Source organism: Streptomyces resistomycificus, from assembly GCF_001514265.1.
Lineage (GTDB): Bacteria > Actinomycetota > Actinomycetes > Streptomycetales > Streptomycetaceae > Streptomyces > Streptomyces resistomycificus.
In genome coordinates, this window is record NZ_KQ948988.1 from 905,627 (window position 1) to 922,420 (window position 16,794).

Sequence of the window (16,794 nt, forward strand, 5' to 3'; positions counted from 1 at the left end):
GGTACGCCTACCGTGGCTCGCATGGGCGAAGCGCTGGAACTGGAGGCGGGCGGCCGGACCGTACGGCTGTCCAGCCCGGACAAGATCTTCTTCCCGGAGCGTGGCTTCACCAAGCTGGACCTCGCCCGTTACTACCAGGCCGTCGGCCCCGGCATCCTGCGGGCCCTGCGCGACCGTCCCACCACCCTGGAGCGCTACCCGGACGGCGTCGGCGGTGAGTCCTTCTTCCAGAAGCGGGCGCCGAAGAACATGCCCGACTGGATCCCGACCGCCCACATCACCTTCCCCAGCGGGCGCAGCGCCGACGAGATGTGCCCGACGGAGGAGGGCGCGGTGCTGTGGGCCGCCCAGTTCGGCACCCTCACCTTCCATCCGTGGCCGGTGCGCCGCGCCGACGTGGACAGTCCCGACGAACTCCGCATCGACCTCGACCCGCAGCCCGGCACCGACTACGACGACGCGGTCCGCGCCGCGCACGAACTGCGGGCGGTGCTCGAGGAGTTCGGCGGACTGCGCGGCTGGCCGAAGACGTCCGGCGGCCGGGGCCTGCACGTCTTCGTGCCGATCGAACCTCGCTGGACCTTCACCCAGGTCCGGCGCGCCGCCATCGCCGTCGGGCGGGAGATGGAACGCCGGATGCCGGACCAGGTGACCATCAAGTGGTGGAAGGAGGAGCGGGGCGAGCGCATCTTCGTCGACTACAACCAGACGGCCCGCGACCGCACGATCGCCTCGGCCTACTCGGTACGGCCGCGGCCGCACGCCCCCGTCTCCGCGCCGCTGCGCTGGGAGGAGGTGGGCCAGGCGCACCCCCGGGACTTCGACATCGCGACCATGCCGGCCCGCTTCGCCGAACTCGGCGACGTGCATGCCGACATGGACGACCACGCCTTCTCCCTCGAAGCGCTGCTGGAGCTGGCGCGCCGGGACGAGCACGACCACGGACTCGGCGACCTGCCGTACCCGCCCGAGTATCCGAAGATGCCGGGAGAACCCAAGCGGGTACAGCCGAGCCGGGCCAGGAAGCCGGGACCTACAGCTCCTTGATCCTGATGTCCCGGTACGACACCACGTCCGTCGTGCCGTGCACCTGGAGTCCGATGTAGCCGGAGGCGAACCGCCGCCCGTCCGTGCCCGGGTCGTCCGAGCGCGGCGGGGAGAAGTCCTGGCCGCCGGTGTTGTCGAACTCGTTGATCAGCACGCCGTTGCGGTAGACCGAGTAGTGCTGGTCGACCACCCGGATCTCGTAGTCGTTCCAGGTGCCCTTCTGGGTGACGCCCGCGCCGGCGAGGCCCACCCGGTCGAAACCGTAGACCGAGCCCGTCTTGTACATGTCGCCGTCGGGCCGGTCGAGCACCTGCACCTCGTGGCCGTACTGGATGGCGACCCACTCGGGCCGCGACTCGTCGGGGTGGTCGTGGACCCACGGGAACCGGACGAACACACCGGAGTTGGCGTTGCCGGTACCCGGCGCGTCGTCTCGCCACTGGAGCTTCAGCGAGAAGTCGCCGTACTTGCGCTGCGGGTACCAGAGCATGCCCAGTCCGGCCCGGGTGGTGCCGGAGGTGATCGATCCGTCGGCGTTCGGCGCGAACGAACCACCGCCCACCTGCTGCCACTTGGCGAAGGACGCCGCACTGCCGTCGAGGATGGTGCGGTATCCCTCGGTCTGGCCGGGCCGGCCGATACCCGACTGGCGGGCGGCCTTCCGGACGGCGTCGTACTCGCGCTGGTCGACGACTCCTTCCCTCAGCAACCTGTCCAGGACCGTCGTCACGTGCTTGAGGAACAGGGCGTGGGAGGTCCACTCCTTCTCGTCCTCGATCAACTCGCCGATCCGGCACCGGTTGTCGGTGACCCGGTTCCGCACACCCGAGTCGACCGTGCCCACGATCACCGTCAACCGCTCGTCCCACTCCGGGCAGTTGGGCGCCGGGACCTGGCCGGCCACCACCGTGAGACTCACCGTGCGGGCCGCCGAGGTGTTGCCCGCCTTGTCGCTCGCCCGGTACGCCACGACGTGGGCGCCGGTCCGGTCCACCACCACCGGGGCGGTGTAGGCGAGGTAGGGGCCGCCGTCGAGCGAGTACTCGATGCGGTCGACGCCGGACCCGCCCGCGTCCGTCGCGCTCACGGTCACCCGGGCGTTGCCCACATAGGCTCCGTCGGAGTTCTTCGTGCCCTCGACGCTCACGCCCGTCACCGGCGGTGTGGTGTCCTGCGGCGCCGCCGCCACGACCGTGAACTCGACGCTCTTCTCGGCGGCCGCGTTGCCCGCCTTGTCGGTGGCCCGGTAGCGCACGGTGTGCCTGCCGACCTGGTGCACCATCACGGGGGCGGTGTACGGCTGCCAGGCTCCGGCGCCCACCGCGTACTCGACGGTGTTGACCCCGGAGCCCGTGTCGGACGCGCTGACGGTCACCGTGGCCATGTCGACGTACGTGCCGTCCGCGTTCTGTTCGCCGCTCACCGTCGCCGAGGTGTCCGGTGGTGCAGTGTCGTCCGAGGGCCGGGCCACGACCGTGAACTCGGTGCTCTTCTCGGCGGAGGTGTTGCCGGCCTTGTCGGTGGCCCGGTAGCGCACCTTGTGGGCGCCGACCTGGTCGACGACGACCGGGGTGGTGTACGGCTGCCAGGCGCCCGTGTCACCGACCGCGTACTCGACGCGGTCGACGCCGGAGCCGCCGTCCTCGTCGGTCGCGCCGATCGACACGCTCGCCGAACCCACGTACTGACCCAGCGCGTTCTGTGTGCCGGTCACCCGCGCTGCCGTCACGGGAGCGGTGGTGTCCTCGCCGCCGCCCTCGGTCACCACGAGGATGCCCTGCATCTGGCCGTGGCCGGGGATCGTGCAGTGGTAGAAGTAGCGGCCCGGGGTGAGCGTCACCTCGGCGGTGTGGCGGCCGCCCTGGTCGTCGTTCGGGTTGGCGAGGATGTTCAGCTCGACGTCGTTGTTGAACTCGGGGTCCGACGTCACGAACGTCAACGTGTGGGGCATGCCGGTGGTGTTGCCGGTCGCCACGCTGTTCTCGAAGACGATCGTCGCCGTCCCCGCCACGGCGGTGGCCGGCGCCGCGTTGTACCTGGTGATGTCGTCGCCTGCGGTCCAGGTGAGTTCCTGGGCGGCGGCCGCATGCTCGGTCTGTGAGGCGGCGGGCGCCGCCTGCAGGCCGAGCGTCACCAGCAGGGCGGCCAACAGGGCCGTCCAGATTCTTCGTTGCCGTGTCACCGCGTCCCCCTCGCCAGCTGGCCGGCGGCCGGAGTCGGCCCACCGCCCGTGTAAGTGACCCGCCACAGCGCCGACTTGGCGTCGGAGGTGAAGAAGCCCCGGCCGTAGTCGAGGACGTACAGGGCGCCGTCCGGACCGAACTTCCAGTCCATGAGGTTCCTGATGCCGTCGTTGCCGATCGGCACGATCTTCTTCAGCGACTCCGAGTGGACCGGCAGCCCGCCGTCCCCGTGGTTCTTCGGATCGGTGATGACCGCGTTGCGCGGCTGGTCGGCGTCGTAGAAGTCGCCGACGAACCACTTGCCGTCCCAGTAGGACGGCCACCTGACCTCGCTGGTCGCCGAGGCGGTGTCGTACCGGTAGACCGGCCCGTTCATCGCGGCCTGCCCGCCACCCTTCAGCCAGGGCAGCAGGTACGTGGCCTCCTGCTGCTTGTAGGAGGGCACCCCGTCGGCGTCCCGCGGGTAGTCCGGGGCGCCGCCCTGGGGCGAGTACCAGATGTTGTTGCCGGTGACCGGCGGCAGGTTGACGAGCCCGTCGTTGTTCGGCGACTCGTTCTTCGGATGGTCGCAGTCGTACCAGCCCAGCGGCTGGGTGGGATCGGGCAGGTTGCGGTCCCGGTAGGGCTGCTTGTTGCCCATGCAGTACGGCCAGCCCCGGTTGGACGCCTTGGTGATCACGGCGAACGTGTCGTACTTGGCGGGCCCCCAGGTCGTCGACGGGGCGCTGGCGTCCGGGCCGACCCAGCCCGCGTACAGGGCGTCGGTCTGCCGGTCGACGAAGATGCGCGCCGGGTTGCGGACGCCCATCACATAGATCTCGCCGCGGGTCTTGCCGCCGCCCTCCTCGGTCTCCCTGCCGGTGAAGAGGTTGCCGTCCGGGAGGGTGTAGGTCCCGTCGGGTTCCGGGTGGATGCGCAGGATCTTGCCGTTGAGGTTGTTGGTGTTGCCAGCGGTGCGGCGGGCGTCGGCGAAGGAGACACCCTTGTAGTGGGGCTGCGGGTTGTTGCCGGAGTAACCGCCGCTGAAGCCGCTGGAGTTGTTGTCGCCGGTGGCGATGTACAGGTTGCCCCTGGAGTCCCAGGCCATCCCGCCGCCGGAGTGGCAGCAGCTGTGCACCTGAACCGGCCACTGGAGCAGCACCTTCTCGCTGCCCACGTCCAGCCTGTTCGCCGCGAGGTCGAACGTGAAGCGGGAGACGCGCCGCTGGGCCATCCGCTTGTCGCGGTCGAGTCCCGAGTGGGGCGTGTAGTGCAGGTACACCCAGCCGTTCTGCGCGAAGCGCGGGTCGAGCTCGATGCCGAGCAAACCCTCCTCGACCTTGACCAGCTCGTCGCCGCCGCCCTTGTTGCCGAAGACCGTCAACGCGCCCGCCAGGGTGACCTTCCTGGTCTTCGGGTCGTAGACGTGGATCTCGCCCCTGCCCTTGCCGATGTCGGGGCTGTTCCAGTCGGTGACCACGGGCTGGGAGGAGTCGGCGCCACCCCGGCCGATGTAGAGGACGCGGCCGTCGGGCGCGGTGACCAGGCCGTGCGGTTCGCCGATCTGGTCGTTCTGCCCGGGCTGGTTGGGCTGAGTGAGGCGCTCCGCCTTGTAGTTGGCGTTGATCGTGGCCCGGCAGTCGGCCCGCACCAGCCGGGTGGTCCACAGCAGGGCGCCGCGCAGATGGGCGCGGAAGTCGGTCTCGTCGTACGAGGAGACCGTGCCGCCCATGCCGGTGTAGAAGGACCGCCCGCCGTCGTAGTCACGGCACCAACTGATCGGGTGATCCCAGCCGTTGGCGCTCGCGCCGGGCTGGTACGTCGACTCCCGCACCCGGGCCACGGTGTGCACTTCGCCGGAGGGGTTCTTCGCCCAGTTGAGCCAGCGGTCGGGGCGCTTCCACTGGACCGGCAGGTCCTTGGTGGCCGGGTGCTGCCGGTCGCCGACCTCGACGGTCGCCCGCTGTACGGTCGTCGGGCTGGAGGCCGCCGGGCGCGCGCCGACCAGTCCGGTGAACCAGTCCGAGTACGGTTCCGCGCGGGCCGCGTCATGAATGCCGACGAAACCGCCGCCGGCCTCCATGTAGGCCTCCAGGCCGGCCTCCTGCTCCGGGTCGAGGATGTCCCCGCCGCCGGTCAGGAACACGATCGCGTTGAAGCGGCCCAGCCTGGTCCCGTCGGTGAAGACCGAGGCGTCACCGGTCGCGGTGACCTGGTAGCGCTGGTCGGCCGGCCCGGACAGCCCGAGCTTCTCGATCGCCTCTATTCCGGCGTTGACGACCGGCGACTCCTCGCCGGCCGCCGCGGACCCGTGGAAGATCAGTACTCTCACGTTCGCGCCGCCCGGAGGCGACTTGACGGACATCGTTGTCGATGACGGCTCCGGAGCCGGACGCGCGTTGGCGGCCGGCCCGGACAGCAGCCCGGCGGCGACGACCCCGGCGGTCACGGTGGCCGCCCAGGCCCGCCTTCTCGCGCTTCTCGTGCTTCCAGCGCTCAACCCTCGTAAGTGCATGGGCACCTCCTCGGTCACAGCAACGGCGCGATGGAAGCTAGACCTCTTCGCGCAACTCGCCAATACCTATGACCGAGATGGGCCGAACTTTGTCCTGAGTGTGGATAAACAGCGGAACGGCCGGTACCGTCTCACCGGTTCATCACAGGTGCGTCTCCGCAAGTTCCATACCAGGGTGGGGAGTTCCGCATGGACAGACGCGGGTTCAACCGACGAGTACTGCTGGGCGGCGCGGCCGTGGCGACATCGTTGTCCCTGGCGCCCGAGGCCAGCAGCGCCGACACGCCGGCGAGGACCGCCCCGGCCGGGGGCGAGGTGAGACACCTCAAGCTGTACGCCGAGAAACTCGCTGACGGGCAGATGGGCTACGGACTGGAGAAGGGGAAGGCGACCGTCCCCGGACCGCTGATCGAACTCAACGAGGGCGACACACTGCACATCGAGTTCGAGAACACCATGGACGTGCGGGCGAGCCTGCACGTGCACGGCCTGGACTACGAGATCACCAGCGACGGCACCAGGTTGAACAAGAGCGACGTCGAGCCGGGCGGCACCCGCACCTACACCTGGCGCACCCACGCGCCCGGCCGGCGCAAGGACGGCACCTGGCGGGCGGGCAGCGCGGGCTACTGGCACTACCACGACCACGTCGTGGGGACGGAGCACGGCACCCATGGCATCCGGAAGGGCCTGTACGGGCCGGTGATCGTGCGGCGCAAGGGAGACGTCCTGCCGGACCGCACCCACACGATCGTCTTCAACGACATGCTGATCAACAACAAGCCGGCCCACTCCGGACCCGACTTCACGGCCACCGTGGGCGATCGGGTCGAGTTCGTGATGATCACGCACGGCGAGTTCTACCACACCTTCCACATGCACGGTCACCGCTGGGCGGACAACCGTACGGGAACGCTCACCGGCCCCGACGACCCCAGCCAGGTCATCGACAACAAGATCGTCGGCCCGGCGGACTCCTTCGGGTTCCAGGTGATCGCGGGGGAGGGGGTGGGGGCCGGGGCGTGGATGTACCACTGCCATGTGCAGAGCCACTCCGACATGGGCATGGTGGGGCTGTTCCTGGTGCGCAAGCCGGACGGGACGATCCCGGGATACGAGCCGCACGAACACCGGCACGGGCAGACGGCGGAGCAAGGGCACGGGCAGACGGCGGAGCAAGGGCACGCGCACTGACGGACCGGTTGCTTCAGGTGCGCGGGACGCGCCCCCGCCCGGCGGCAGCAGCCGCAGCCACGGGCGGGACCGTCAGCCGATGTCGGGATCCTCCGGCCGCCGTGAAGGCGTGCGCAACCGGTTGTCGGCGGTGCCGAGAACCCCGCGCGGAAGTGGACCTTCGCCTTCCGAGAGCGCTCTCACGCCGGTCCCGGAGCCGGGGCTATCCTGATCCGCACCCCGCCGATGAGGAGCCCCGACGTGACCGAGACAGCGCCGCGCCCCACGCTGGAGGCCGTGGCCGCGCGGGCCGGGGTCTCACGGGCCACCGTCTCCCGGGTGGTCAACGGCGGGGACGGGGTGCGGGACCCGCTCGTGGAGCGGGTCCGTCGGGCGGTGGACGAGCTCGGGTACGTGCCCAACCAGGCCGCCCGCAGTCTGGTGACGAAACGGCACGACGCCGTGGCGGTCGTGGTCGCCGAACCGGAGACCCGGGTCTTCGCGGACCCCTTCTTCGCCCTGCAACTGCGAGGCATCAGCAAGGAGTTGACCGCCCACGACAACCAGCTCGTCCTGCTGCTCACCGAGGGCCGCGACGACCACGCCCGGGTCGGCCGCTACCTCGCCGGCGGCCATGTCGACGGCGCGCTGGTGTTCTCCCTGCACCTCGACGACCCCCTGCCCGGCCTGATCCGCCGGGCCGGTGTCCCGACCGTCTTCGGCGGCCGCCCCGGCTGGAGCGACGGCGACGGCGACAGCGACGGCGGTGACGTCGTGTACGTCGACAGCGACAACCGCGGCGGTGCCCGTGACGCCGTACGCCATCTCGTCGGCCTGGGCCGCACCCGCGTCGCGCACATCACCGGCCCGCTCGACCAGACCTCGGCTGCGGACCGGCTCGACGGCTTCCGGGACGTGATGCCCGACGCCGACCCGCGACTGGTCGTGCCGGGCGACTTCACCCCGGCCGGGGGCGAGCGGGCGATGCGCGGGCTGCTGGACCACTGCCCCGACGTGGACGCGGTGTTCGCCGCCAACGACCTCACCGCCGCGGGCGCCCTGCGCGTGCTGCGCGAGCACGGGCGCCGGGTGCCCGAGGACGTCGCCGTGATCGGCTTCGACGACATGCTGGCCGTCACCGAACAGACCGACCCGCCGCTCACGACGGTCCGTCAGGACATAGAGGAGATGGGCAGGTTGATGGCACGGCTGCTCCTGCGCGGCCTCGACCGCAGGACCGCCGAGGTGCCGGGAGCCACCCGCTCCGGGGTGGTGCTGCCGACCACCCTGGTCCGCCGCGCCTCGGCCTGAACCCCGCGCCCGCCCGCCTGCCGAAACCGGCTCACGCCTCCGGTGGCGTGCTCGTGATCACCGCGAAACGCGCCCCGTACGGGTCGGCGAGCTCGGCGATGCGCCCCACGTTCTCCAGGTCCGTCGCCGGCATCCGCACCGTGCCGCCCCGCTCCTGTGCCGCGCCGACGACCGTGTCCGTGTCCTCGACCTCGAAGTACGGCAGCCACGCCCCGGCCGGCGCCTGGGTCGGGTCGTCCTCCAGCGGCACGATCGCGCCGAACATGGCGTCCGACTCGGTGCCCGACGGGTGGACGGTGGTGTAGGTGTCCCCGGCGAAGGTGAGGGCGGTGGTCTCCCAGCCGAACACCGCGTTGTAGAAGCCCGCGGCGGCGGGCAGGTCCGGCGTGTACAGCTCCAGCCAGTACAGCGCGCCCACTTCCTCGACGACGTCCAGGCCGTTGTTGGCCGCGGGCTGCCAGATGCCGAAGGACACGCCCGCCCGGTCGGCGAGGATCGCCATGCGGCCCTGGTCCAGGACGTCCATGGGCTGCACCAGCACCGAGCCGTGCGCCTGCTCGGCCGCCTTGGCGGTGGCGTCGGCGTCCGAGGTCATGAAGTACACGGTCCAGGACGGCGGGCCCTGGTCCGGCGTGGTCTGCATACCGCCCGCGGCGGTCCTCCCGTCGAGCTGGAAGAAGCCGTAGCCGCCGACCTCGGGCCCGCCCGCCTGGAACTGCCAGCCGAAGAGCGCTTGGTAGAAGGAGGAGGCGCCCTCGATGTCGGGTGTGCCGAGATCGAGCCAGTTCGGGGCGCCCGTGACATAACGGGTCGTGAGCATCTCCGCTCTCCTTCGAAAGGTCCCGTTGCCTGTACTGCGAGTCTCGCACCGCCCACTGACAAACGCCCAGGCGTGACCCTCAATCCTGGTCACCCTGAGTGACCGAGGCGTTTCATCAGGTCGTACGACCTCCCGCGCGCCGCCTTCCACCGGGCTGTCCGGCCGGGGCATCATCGGTCGGCCGCGGGCCGTGGACGGTGTCGTTGAGCGCGCGTTGATGGAATGTTTTTCACCGCCCGGCACGATCTCGGGCATGCACATCGACACCATGACACCGGGCACTCTCGCCTGGCAGACCCAGGCACTGTGCGCCCAGACCGGGGCGGACTTCTTCTTCCCCGAGCCGGGCAGCTCCGTACGCGAGGCGAAGCGCATCTGCGGCATGTGCGAGATGCGCCCCGCCTGTCTGGACTACGCCCTGGCCAACGACGAGCGCTTCGGCGTCTGGGGAGGCCTGTCCGAGAAGGAGAGACTGCACCTCAGGCGCACGGGCGACTGAACCGCCGCCCCCTCCGCCCCGCCCGTGCCCCCGTCACCCGCTCGTCCTCACCCTTCCCTCCGCACTCATACGTTCGAAAACCGGTACGACCGGTCCCGGGGGTGAGGTTAGGATCCGTGGGCGCGGCCGGGCGTAGCGCAGAGGCAGTCGCGCCGTCCTGCACAGACGGATACGCCGGTTCGAATCCGGTCGCCCGGACGCGCGGTGGGCCGGTAGCGCAGAGGCAGGCGCACCGCCTTCTCAGGGCGGATACGTCGGTTCGAATCCGGCCCGGCCCACCACCGGCACAGCATCGGGACGGGCGGGGACACATGCGGGACGCAATCGGCGAGGAGGAGCTGGCCGCCTTCCACCGTACGGTCGCCCGCCTGCGGGCACTGCCCGTCGACGACCCGGTCCGGCTGCGCGCCGAGCAGGTCGCCGCGTCCTTCACGAGGGACGGACGGCTGCGCCGGCGCAGGACACGCGGCGACGAACTGTCCGCCGCCGATGCCGAGGTGAGCGCTGCGACCGCGACCGGCGCACTCGACCGGCGCGAGGACGCTCCGCTCGCAGCGGCCGGTACCGGCGGAGTGTTCCGCAAGCCCCGCGGCTGCTACGTCTGCAAGTCGCCCTACCGCCAGGTCGACTCCTTCTACCACCGCCTGTGCCCGCGGTGCGCCGCCGACAACACCGCCCGCCGCGCCCTGAGCACGGACCTCGGCGGTCGCCGGGTCCTCCTCACCGGCGGCCGGGTGAAGATCGGCTTCCAGCTGGCGCTGATGATGCTGCGCGACGGCGCCGAACTGCTGGTGACCTCCCGCTTCCCGCACGACACCGTCCGCCGCTTCCGCGCCGAACCCGGCAGCGAGAAGTGGCTCGACCGGCTGAGCGTCCTCGCCGTCGACCTGCGCGACCCCCGCCAGGTGCTGGGCCTGTGCGAGGAGTTGCGACAGGAGGGCGAGCCGCTGGACATCCTCGTGAACAACGCGGCGCAGACCGTGCGGCGCCCGCCCGAGTCGTACGCGCTGCTGGCGGACGGGGAGTCGGACGCGCTGCCCGAGGGCGCCCGGCGCGCACCCGGCTTCACGCCGATGCGGATGCTCGGCGGCCGGGGGGCGTCCCTGCCGGTCGCGCTGCGCGAGGCCGACGAGGCCGGACTGCTGCCCGACCCGTCCCCGGAGAACTCGTGGTCGGCCCGGCTCGGCGCCCTCGACCCGGCCGAGGTCCTGGAGACCCAGCTGGTCAACGCGCTCGCCCCGGCCCTGCTGTGCGACCGGCTGCTGCCCCTGCTGCTCGCCTCGCCCAACCCGCGTCGCTACGTGGTCAACGTGACCGCGGTCGAGGGCCGGTTCGCGGTCCGGAACAAGACGGCCGGTCATCCCCACACCAACATGGCCAAGGCCGCCCTCAACATGCTCACCCGCACCAGTGCCGCCGAACTCGCCGAGCAGGGCGTGCACATGTGCGCGGTCGACACCGGCTGGATCACCGACGAGAACCCGGCACCGAAGAAGGCCCGGATGGCCCAAGCGGGCTTCCGCACGCCCCTGGACGTCGTGGACGGCGCCGCCCGGGTCTACGACCCGATCGTGCGGGGCGAGGCCGGGGACCCCGTGTCCGGGGTGTTCCTCAAGGACTACCGGGAGGCGCAGTGGTGAACGAAGGACCCGGTACCGGCTTCGCGGGCGTCCCCCGCGTCGTGCCGCGCCCGCAGGCCGAACTCGGTCCCCTGCTGGACTGGTTGCGAGCGGGCCGCCCCGCCGGTGAACGCCTGGACTTCACGGCCGGTACGGCACTGCCCGACGGCCGGCTGGACCTGTGCAAGCAGGGGCTGGGCCCCCAGGGTGCCGCCCTGGTCGCCGAGACCCTCTCCCAAGGGCCCACCCCGGTACGGCACCTGCTCCTCGGCACCGACGCGCTCGGTGACGAGGGGGCCACCGCCGCGGCCGGCGCCGGCACCGGCGTGGAGACGCTCTACCTGGGCTGCAACAACATCACCGCGGGCGGCGCCTGCCGCATCGCCGACCAGCTGCGCGCCTCCCCCCGGGTCACCGGGGTCTGGCTCAAACGCAACCCGCTCGGCAGTGCCGGCGGCCGGGCCGCGGCCGAACTCGTCGAGTCCGCCCGGTCGTTGCGCACCCTCGACCTCGTCCAGACCGGCCTCGACGCGTCGGGCGTCCTGGTCCTCGCCGACGCGCTGCTGGCGGCCGCCGGCAACGGGCGCCGGATCGAACGGCTCTTCGTCGGCGGCAACCCGCTGGGGGAGGGCGGAGCGCAGTCCCTCGCCGAGGTCCTCGCGGCCGGCGCGATCGACGAACTGTACGTCTCCGCCGCCGGGTTGGCGGACGCCGGTGCCCTCCGTCTGGCCGACGTCCTGGAGCGGGCACCGCATGGGCGGCTGACCCGGCTGTCCGTCGCCAGCAACGGCATCGGCCCGCGGGCGGCGGCCCGGCTGGTCACTGCGGCGACGGCGGCCGGCGTCACCCTGCTGGACCTGGGCCGGGTCCGGGCGGCGGCGGTGCTCGGCGCGGCCGACAACCACATCGACACGCCCGCCGCCGAGGCGATCGGCGCGGCCCTCGCGGCCACCGGCCACCGCCTCACCCACCTGGTCCTCACCCACACCGGCATGCGCAGCCGCGAGGCCCACCGCCTCCTCGACAGCGCGACGCGCGCCGGCACGGCCACCCGCTTCGTCCTCGGCCAGGGCGTCGCGGCGAGCGTCAAACGCCGCCTGGAGGCCCTCAGCGCCCACGTCCCGCACCCGACGGTCCCGGCCGACGTGGCCGCCGTGCGCAGCGTGCACAGAACAGCTCCCCGGCTGTCACCGGGGAGCTAGTCTGATCTCAAGGGCGGGGTCGTAGCGCAGAGGCAGGCGCGCCGGTCTCCAAAACCGGGACACGCTGGTTCGAATCCAGCCGCCCCGCCCCCCTCGGAGGCGGTGGCTGTCAGCCGGCCGCGCGCGCCGCCATCCGCGCCTTGCGCGTCGCGAGCTTCTCGTCGAACTTGGAGGCCTCCGCGTCCAGGCCGCTCATGTACAGGCCGAGTTCCTCCTGGGCCTTGAGGCCCTCGGGGCCGAGACCGTCGATCTCCAGGACCTTCAGGAAGCGCAGGACGGGCTGGATGACGTCGTCGTGGTGGATGCGCATGTTGTAGACCTCGCCGATCGCCATCTGTGCGGCGGCCCGCTCGAAGCCGGGCATGCCGTGGCCGGGCATCCGGAAGTTCACGATCACGTCGCGGACCGCCTGCATCGTCAGGTCGGGCGCCAGGTCGAAGGCGGCCTTGAGCAGGTTCCGGTAGAAGACCATGTGCAGGTTCTCGTCGGTCGCGATCCGCGCCAGCATGCGGTCGCACACCGGGTCCCCGGACTGGTGGCCGGTGTTGCGGTGCGAGACGCGGGTCGCCAGCTCCTGGAAGGCCACGTAGGCGACCGAGTGCAGCATCGAGTGCCGGTTGTCCGACTCGAAGCCCTCGGCCATGTGGGCCATGCGGAACTGCTCCAGCTTGTCCGGGTCGACCGCGCGCGAGGCGAGCAGGTAGTCGCGCATCACGATGCCGTGCCGGCCCTCTTCCGCGGTCCAGCGGTGCACCCAGGTGCCCCAGGCGCCGTCGCGGCCGAAGAGGGAGGCGATCTCGTGGTGGTAGCTGGGGAGGTTGTCCTCGGTGAGCAGGTTCACGACCAGGGCGATCCGGCCGAGCTCGGTGACCTTGGACTGGCCCTTCTCCCAGGCCTCGCCGTCCTCGAAGACGCCGGGGAAGTTGCGGCCGTCGCTCCACGGCACGTACTCGTGCGGCATCCAGTCCTTGGCGACCTTGAGGTGCCGGTTCAGTTCCTGTTCGACGACTTCCTCCAGCGCGTACAGCAGGCGGGCGTCGGTCCAGGCGGAGGACGGGCTGCCGAGGTGAGGGGAAGTGATCGTCACGGGTACTCCAGGGGACGCGGAACATGTACGTGGAACAGAATGTGCTTCAGGGGAGCGGCACGGTCGGCGAGCGACGCCGGTAACCTACGACATCGTAGGCTACGTATCCGTAGGTTACGAGACCGTAGGTTAAGAGCGCCGTAAAGATCCCTGATCAGCGGTGTTCCCCGGGCATGACAAGCGGTCCCGGAACCGCAGGTCCAGGGCCGACAGAGGGAAAGTTCACCCGGTCAGACGTACAGCTCCCGCATCCGCACCGAGAGGCATGTCACACAGCCCTCGAGTTTCTCGAACTCGCTGATGTCCACCAGCACCGGCTCGTGGCCGAGGTCGGTGAGCAGCTCCGCGGTCTTCGGAGCGCTCGCCGCCATCAGCAGCTTGGCGCCGCCGAGCAGGACCACGTGCGCCCCCGACTCCTCCGGCACCGGCAGGAAGCGCGGGAACAGCGAGGGCGCGTCCAGCTGCGGGATGCGTCCGAGGACGGTCCCGTCGGGCAGCGCGGTCACCGCGGTCTTCAGATGCAGCACCTTGCTCACCGGCACCGCGACCACCCGGGCCCCGAGCGGCTCGAAGGCGGCCCGCAGCTGCTGCAGACCGGCCGCGTTGGTGCGGCCGCCCCGGCCGACGTAGATCGTGTCGCCGATCTTCAGTACGTCGCCGCCCTCCAGCGTGCCCGGCTCCCAGATCCAGTTGACCGAGCAGCCCAGACGGGCCACGGCCTCCTCGACCCCGAGGACCTCCTCGCGCCGCGACTCGGCGCCGGGCCGGGTGATCAGCGCGACGTTCTTGTACATGACGACGGTGTCCTCGACGAACACCGAGTCGGGGCAGTCGTCCTCCGGATCCACCTCGATCGTCTCCCAGCCGTGCGTGCGCAGGGCCCCGACATAGGCCTCCCACTGTTCGAGTGCGAGGTCGACGTCGACCTTCTCGCGCTCGATGTGCGTCACCAGGCCTTCGGCGAGGCGAGGGCTGGGGCGACGGACGAGGGCCTTCTTGCTGCGCACGGGGATCTCCGGGTCGGTGGGACGGGTGCGGGACCTTCGTGGGGTACCCGGTCAGCCATCATGCAGCGCCGCTGCGCGCGGGCAAAACCCCCGGTGTCAGGCTGTGGCCCTCCTGAGATGCTCCGCCGTGCTGGAGCCGCGGGCGGCGAGGAGCCCCCGGGGGGTCCCCTCGAAGATCACCCGTCCGCCGTCCCGGCCCCCGTCCGGGCCGAGGTCGACGATCCGGTCGGCGTGCGCCACCACGTCCAGGTTGTGTTCCACGACCACGACCGTGTTGCCCGCGTCGACCAGCCGGTCCAGGAGCGCGAGCAGCCCCTCGACGTCCGACATGTGCAGCCCGGTCGTCGGTTCGTCGAGGACGTACACGGCCCCGGTCCGGTGCAGCCGCGTCGCCAGCTTGATCCGCTGCCGCTCACCGCCGGACAGGGTGGACAGCGGCTGGCCGAGCGTGAGGTAGGTCAGGCCGACGTCTCGCAGGGCGCGCAGCCGGCGTCGCACCCCGAGGTCGTCGAAGAACCCCAGTGCCTGCTCGGCGGTCATCTCCAGGACGTCCGCGATCGAGTGGCCGCCGACGGTCAGCCGCAGCACCTCGTCCCTGAAGCGCCGCCCCTCGCAGTCGTGGCAGGTCGTGGTCACCGGGTCCATGAACGCGAGGTCGGTGAGGATGACCCCGCGGCCCTCGCAGCCGCCGCAGGCGCCGGTCGAGTTGAAGCTGAAGAGCCCCGGCTCGGTGCCCGTCTCGCGCGCGAAGATCCTCCGTACCGTGTCCATCATCCCGACGTACGTCGCCGGAGTGGACCGGGCCGAGATCCCGATGGCCGACTGGTCGACGACCACGGCGCCCGGGTGTGCGGCGGTGAACTCCGCGACCAGCGTGCTCTTCCCGGATCCGGCGACCCCGGTCACCACCGTCAGCACCCCGGTCGGGAACTCGACGGTCACGTCCCGCAGGTTGTGCCGGCCGGCGCCCTTGACCCACAGTCCGCCGGTGGCGGTCCGCACCTCGTCCTTGAGTGTCGTACGGCGTCGCAGACATCGTCCGGTCAGGGTGGCGGACCCGGCGAGTTCCACCGGCGTCCCCTCGAACACCACACGGCCGCCCTCGGTGCCGGCGCCCGGTCCCATGTCGACGACGTGGTCGGCCAGCGCGATGACGTCCGGGTCGTGCTCGACGACCAGCACGGTGTTGCCCTTGTCGCGCAGCCGCAGCAGCAGGTCGCCGAGGCGTCCGACGTCCCTCGGGTGCAGGCCGACGCTGGGCTCGTCGAAGATGTACGTCATCCCGGTGAGGCTGGAGCCCAGGTGCCGCACGGTCTTCAGCCGCTGTCCCTCGCCGCCGGAGAGGGTGGCGGTCTCACGGTCGAGGCTGAGATAGCCGAGGCCGATCGCGTCGACGCGTTCGAGGGCGGCGACGGCGGCCCGGGCGATCGGCCGGGCGACGGGGTCGTCGATCTCCTTGAGTACGTCGATCAGATCGCTGACCTGGAGGTGCGCGCAGTCCGCGATGGTCCGGCCGTTGATGCGGGAGGCCAGCGCGGCCTGGTTGAGGCGGGCGCCGGCGCAGGCCGGGCAGCTGCCCTCCGCGAGGAACTCCCGCACCAGGTCCCGGGTCTTCTGGCTCATCGCCGACAGGTCGCGCTTGAGGTACAGCCGCTCGAACCGGTCGGCGAGGCCCTCGTACTCGGTGGTCCAGGTGCCGCCCGCGGCCTTGACGGTGACCTTGCTGCCGGGGCGGCCGTGCATCAGGAACTCCCGCTCGGCGGCGGTGAACTCGCCGACCGGCTTGTCGGGGTCGAGTTCGTCGGTGTTGGTGTACGCCTGCCCCTGCCAGGTCCCCGCGGCGAACGGCGGGAAGCGCACCGCCCCGGCCGCGAGCGAGCGGCCGGGGTCGAGGATGCCGTCCCAGTCGGGGCGTACCGTCCGGCCGAGACCGTCGCACTTAGGGCACATTCCCGCCGGATCGTTGAAGGAGTAGGCGGTGGCCGGCCCGGCGCTGGGGGTGCCGTGCCGGGAGAACAGCACCCGCATCACCGAGTGGATGTCGGTCATCGTGCCGACCGTGGACCGAGAGTGGCCTCCTACCGGCCGCTGGTCGACGACGATCGCGGGTGTCAGGTCCTCCATGGCGTCGGCGTGCGGTCGCTCGTACTTGGGCAGCCGGTTGCGGACGAACCAGGTGAACGTCTCGTTGAGCTGGCGCTGCGACTCGACCGCGATCGTGTCGAAGACGACCGAGGACTTCCCCGATCCCGAAACGCCGGTGAACACGGTCAGCCGGCCTTTCGGGATGCGGAGGGTGACGTCCTTGAGGTTGTTCTCCCTGGCTCCGGTGAGGGTGATGAATTCGGGCAT

12 protein-coding genes and 3 tRNA genes are annotated in these 16,794 nt (G+C 71.2%); 9 read left to right on the forward strand and 6 right to left on the reverse strand.

What is annotated here, in order from left to right; genetic code table 11:
- Positions 1-21 precede the first annotated feature (21 nt).
- Positions 22-1,047: a non-homologous end-joining DNA ligase gene (gene ligD, locus AQJ84_RS03795; protein ID WP_030042028.1), complete on the forward strand. Its 1,026-nt coding sequence runs from the start codon at positions 22-24 to the stop codon at positions 1,045-1,047.
- On the opposite strand, the gene AQJ84_RS03800 is transcribed toward ligD, so the two are convergent.
- Positions 1,034-3,229, reverse strand: a complete 2,196-nt coding sequence (locus AQJ84_RS03800) for an OmpL47-type beta-barrel domain-containing protein (RefSeq protein ID WP_030042027.1) — start codon at positions 3,227-3,229, stop codon at positions 1,034-1,036. The two genes, ligD and AQJ84_RS03800, sit on opposite strands and share 14 nt — an antisense overlap.
- On the reverse strand, positions 3,226-5,658 hold the full coding sequence (locus tag AQJ84_RS03805; protein WP_030042026.1) for a ThuA domain-containing protein: 2,433 nt from the start codon (positions 5,656-5,658) through the stop codon (positions 3,226-3,228). Before AQJ84_RS03805 ends, AQJ84_RS03800 begins: the two co-directional genes overlap by 4 nt.
- A 255-nt stretch (positions 5,659-5,913) precedes the next feature.
- Between AQJ84_RS03805 and AQJ84_RS03810 the strand changes: the two genes are divergently transcribed.
- Together AQJ84_RS03810 and AQJ84_RS03815 are read left to right on the forward strand one after the other, a co-directional pair.
- On the forward strand, positions 5,914-6,918 hold the full coding sequence (locus AQJ84_RS03810) for a multicopper oxidase domain-containing protein (protein ID WP_030042025.1): 1,005 nt from the start codon (positions 5,914-5,916) through the stop codon (positions 6,916-6,918).
- Between the two features lie 240 nt (positions 6,919-7,158).
- On the forward strand, positions 7,159-8,208 hold the full coding sequence (locus tag AQJ84_RS03815) for a LacI family DNA-binding transcriptional regulator (protein WP_030042024.1): 1,050 nt from the start codon (positions 7,159-7,161) through the stop codon (positions 8,206-8,208).
- Between the two features lie 31 nt (positions 8,209-8,239).
- Here AQJ84_RS03815 and AQJ84_RS03820 read toward each other — a convergent pair whose 3' ends face one another.
- Positions 8,240-9,028 (reverse strand): VOC family protein, encoded by a 789-nt coding sequence (locus AQJ84_RS03820; protein ID WP_030042023.1) that lies wholly within the window; start codon positions 9,026-9,028, stop codon positions 8,240-8,242.
- Positions 9,029-9,281: 253 nt separating this feature from the next.
- Between AQJ84_RS03820 and AQJ84_RS03825 the strand changes: the two genes are divergently transcribed.
- The 6 genes from AQJ84_RS03825 (at position 9,282) to AQJ84_RS03850 (ending at position 12,437) form a co-directional block, all read left to right on the forward strand.
- Positions 9,282-9,527 (forward strand): WhiB family transcriptional regulator, encoded by a 246-nt coding sequence (locus AQJ84_RS03825; protein WP_030042022.1) that lies wholly within the window; start codon positions 9,282-9,284, stop codon positions 9,525-9,527.
- 126 nt (positions 9,528-9,653) lie between these two features.
- A tRNA-Cys gene (locus AQJ84_RS03830) sits at positions 9,654-9,725 on the forward strand.
- Between the two features lie 8 nt (positions 9,726-9,733).
- Positions 9,734-9,808, forward strand: a tRNA-Glu gene (locus AQJ84_RS03835).
- Between the two features lie 30 nt (positions 9,809-9,838).
- The gene (locus tag AQJ84_RS03840; RefSeq protein ID WP_053193259.1) at positions 9,839-11,167 is read left to right on the forward strand and encodes an SDR family NAD(P)-dependent oxidoreductase; all 1,329 of its coding nucleotides are present in this window, start codon (positions 9,839-9,841) and stop codon (positions 11,165-11,167) included.
- On the forward strand, positions 11,164-12,348 hold the full coding sequence (locus tag AQJ84_RS03845) for a leucine-rich repeat domain-containing protein (protein WP_053193402.1): 1,185 nt from the start codon (positions 11,164-11,166) through the stop codon (positions 12,346-12,348). The genes AQJ84_RS03840 and AQJ84_RS03845 overlap by 4 nt, the downstream gene beginning before the upstream one ends.
- A 13-nt stretch (positions 12,349-12,361) precedes the next feature.
- Positions 12,362-12,437: transfer RNA gene (locus tag AQJ84_RS03850), tRNA-Trp, on the forward strand.
- Positions 12,438-12,457: 20 nt separating this feature from the next.
- Here the strand turns inward: AQJ84_RS03850 and AQJ84_RS03855 are convergent.
- The 3 genes from AQJ84_RS03855 to AQJ84_RS03865 form a co-directional block, all read right to left on the reverse strand.
- A complete protein-coding gene (locus AQJ84_RS03855; protein ID WP_053193262.1) occupies positions 12,458-13,435 on the reverse strand; it encodes an acyl-ACP desaturase in 978 nt (325 codons plus the stop codon).
- 230 nt (positions 13,436-13,665) lie between these two features.
- A complete protein-coding gene (gene ddaH, locus AQJ84_RS03860) occupies positions 13,666-14,442 on the reverse strand; it encodes a dimethylargininase (protein WP_030042016.1) in 777 nt (258 codons plus the stop codon).
- 96 nt (positions 14,443-14,538) lie between these two features.
- Complete coding sequence (locus AQJ84_RS03865; RefSeq protein WP_053193266.1) at positions 14,539-16,794, reverse strand: ATP-binding cassette domain-containing protein; 2,256 nt, start codon at positions 16,792-16,794, stop codon at positions 14,539-14,541.

Bases quoted from the DNA above. Each gene is read 5' to 3' on its own strand.
- AQJ84_RS03865 (WP_053193266.1), bottom strand. From the start codon at position 16,794: ATGCCCGAATTCATCACCCTCACCGGAGCCAGGGAGAACAACCTCAAG.
- ligD (WP_030042028.1), top strand. From the start codon at position 22: ATGGGCGAAGCGCTGGAACTGGAGGCGGGCGGCCGGACCGTACGGCTG.
- AQJ84_RS03840 (WP_053193259.1), top strand. From the start codon at position 9,839: ATGCGGGACGCAATCGGCGAGGAGGAGCTGGCCGCCTTCCACCGTACG.
- AQJ84_RS03825 (WP_030042022.1), top strand. From the start codon at position 9,282: ATGCACATCGACACCATGACACCGGGCACTCTCGCCTGGCAGACCCAG.
- AQJ84_RS03810 (WP_030042025.1), top strand. From the start codon at position 5,914: ATGGACAGACGCGGGTTCAACCGACGAGTACTGCTGGGCGGCGCGGCC.
- AQJ84_RS03820 (WP_030042023.1), bottom strand. From the start codon at position 9,028: ATGCTCACGACCCGTTATGTCACGGGCGCCCCGAACTGGCTCGATCTC.